We start from the raw sequence: 2,592 nt of genomic DNA, 5'->3' as shown, positions 1-2,592 counted from the left end.
GGCCCGGTGGTGAGCATCACCACCTTCAAGGACGAAGCCGAAGCCCTGGCCATCGCCAACGACACCGAGTTCGGCCTGGGTGCCGGCCTCTGGACCCGCGACATCAACCGCGCCTACCGCATGGGCCGCGCCATCAAGGCCGGTCGTGTGTGGACCAACTGCTACCACCTGTACCCGGCGCATGCCGCGTTCGGCGGATACAAGAAATCCGGCGTCGGTCGTGAAACCCACAAGATGATGCTCGATCACTATCAGCAGACCAAAAACCTGCTGGTGAGCTACGACATCAATCCGTTGGGCTTCTTCTAAAAAGCGTGGGCGATGCAGTTGTTTCTGCGTCGCCCTTCAGATGGCCATCGCGAGCAGGCTCACTCCCACATTTGATCTGTGGCGTTCACAAAACCAATGTGGGAGTGGGCTTGCTCGCGAAGGCGTCCTCAATGACACACCTGACATTCAAGGACTGGATGCCCTGCTCCCCTTGATCGATCCTTTGGAGTCCTCGATGAAAATCCGTTACAAGGTGAGCCTTGTGGCTGCTTGTGTGCTGTTCGTGACAACCAGTCTTCTATCGCTGGTTCAGGTAGAGCAGATACGTACGATTTTGCGGCACCAGGTCGAGGCAAGTATCTCCGAGTCGAGCAATGCGGTGGCACGGCAGATTGAAAATTGGCTGAACGGCAAACTTCGCCTGATTGACTTGACGGCCCAGGCCATCGACAGCCAGTACAGCCCGGAAGCCACCCAACGCATTATCGAATCCCCAATATTGCAGGACCAATTCGAAGTGGTATTCGGTGCCCTTCAGTCCGATGGCAAACCCATCAAGAACAACGCATCCTGGAACCCAAAGCCTGATTATGATGGTCGCTCGCGACCTTGGTACGCGACCGGCAAGGCGGGCAACCAGGCCGTTTTAACCGAGCCCTACAAGGCCTCGACCTCCAACGAAATCCTGATCTCGGTCGCCACCAGGATCAGCGATGCTGGTCAGTTTCTTGGCGTACTGGGTGGTGACATCCGCCTGAATACGGTTGCCGACGCCATCAATACACTGGATTTCGGTGGGGCCGGTTATGCATTCTTGCTGAGCAAAAATGGCAACATTATTTCCCACCCGGACGCTGAACTGAACGGCAAGCCCTACAACCAGCTTTTCGCAGGCAGCGCTCTGCCTCTCGACAGTCAGCTTCAGGAGGTCAGCAGCGGTGGAAAGTCCCTCCTGGTGTCCTTCATTCCGCTCTCCAATCTCAAGGGCATGGATTGGTACATCGGTGTGGTACTGGATCAGGACATCGTGATGGCCGCAGCCCACATCCTGAGTTGGCGGGCCGTCATCGGGACCGGCCTGGGCGTGCTGATTAGCCTGTTGGTGCTGGGTCTGCTGGTAAGGCGGCTGCTGCGACCCCTGGATCAACTCAAGGACTCGTTGGCCGACATCAATCGCGGAGAAGGCGACCTGACCCGCCAACTGCCCGTGGTCGGCAACGATGAAATTGCGCTGGTCGCCGGGGAGTTCAACCAGTTCCTGCAGAACCTGAAAACACTCATTGGCGATGTGAAAAACAGCTCGCAACACGTCCGCGAGAGCACCACAGCGACGTCGTGTGAAGCGGATCAGGCAGCCAACCGCGTACAGGTCCAATTACAAGAACTGGATCAACTGGCCACCGCCATGACCGAGATGGCCTCGACCGCCGAGGATGTGGCGCGCAACGCTCAAGCCGCGGCCGAAGCGGCGATCGCTGCCAACGAGGAAACAGCAGACGGGGTTGCCCTGGTCTCCAGGTCGACGGGGGCGATCAAGCGTTTGGCTGAGGAGATGGACGCCACCGGTCATGCGATCAATGAGTTGTCCACGCTCAGTCAAAGCATCGAATCCATCGTGGCGGTCATCACCAGCATCGCCGACCAAACCAATTTGCTCGCGCTCAATGCAGCCATCGAGGCGGCACGTGCCGGCGAATCAGGTCGCGGTTTTGCCGTGGTGGCTGATGAGGTGCGCTCACTGGCCTCACGAACCCAGCAATCCACGCAGGAAATACGCGAGATGATCGACCAGTTGCAGACGGGCGTGAAACACGCCCAAGTGCAAATGCAGCAGAGCCGTGACACGGCCAGCAAGACGGCCGGGGATGCCAATGCAGCCAATGACACCCTCGAGCGCATCCGTGAGGCGATTTATCGCATCAATGACATGAACCTGCAGATTGCCGCAGCGGCTGAAGAACAAAGCGCCACGACCGAAGAAATCAATCGCAACACGACCAACATCCGCGATATCAGTCTTGAAGTTTCCGGCAGTGCGGATAAACAGGTTCGCCAATGTTCAGTGATGGTGGACCACGTCGGCCAGCAGGACAAACTGCTCAATCGCTTCAGGATTTGAGTTTTGCAATGGCCCGAATACTTGGGCTCCAAACCCGTTACAGACCACAAGAACAACTATTCCACCGAGGTAAAAAAGATGAGTGCGGCTTCTCTGTATCCCGTTCGTCCCGAGGTTTTGGCTAATACGCTGACTGACGAGGCGACCTACAAGGCCATGTACCAGCAGTCCGTCGTTAACCCGGACGGCTTCTGGCGCGAGCA

The 2,592-nt window shown here is 57.4% G+C and carries 3 protein-coding genes and 1 pseudogene; all 4 read left to right on the top strand.

Going from position 1 to position 2,592, the window contains the following annotated elements; genetic code table 11:
- Positions 1-309 (top strand): aldehyde dehydrogenase family protein (locus AC3WP4_RS28470; RefSeq protein ID WP_146011633.1); only part of this gene is annotated, 309 nt, incomplete at its 5' end.
- A 40-nt stretch (positions 310-349) separates the two neighbouring features.
- Positions 350-1,531 (top strand): annotated as a pseudogene (locus tag AC3WP4_RS28465) (HAMP domain-containing protein); the annotation flags it as partial.
- Positions 1,532-1,675: 144 nt separating this feature from the next.
- Positions 1,676-2,389 (top strand): methyl-accepting chemotaxis protein, encoded by a 714-nt coding sequence (locus AC3WP4_RS28460; RefSeq protein WP_404942671.1) that lies wholly within the window; start codon positions 1,676-1,678, stop codon positions 2,387-2,389.
- A 78-nt stretch (positions 2,390-2,467) separates the two neighbouring features.
- Positions 2,468-2,592: hypothetical protein (locus AC3WP4_RS28455; RefSeq protein WP_256581209.1), on the top strand; the 125-nt coding region annotated here is incomplete at its 3' end.

It is taken from the genome of Pseudomonas sp. FW305-20, from assembly GCF_058788075.1.
This window is presented reverse-complemented; position numbering and strand designations above follow the sequence as displayed.

Coding starts and splice junctions, on each gene's coding strand:
- AC3WP4_RS28460 (WP_404942671.1), top strand. CDS start 1,676: ATGACCGAGATGGCCTCGACCGCCGAGGATGTGGCGCGCAACGCTCAA.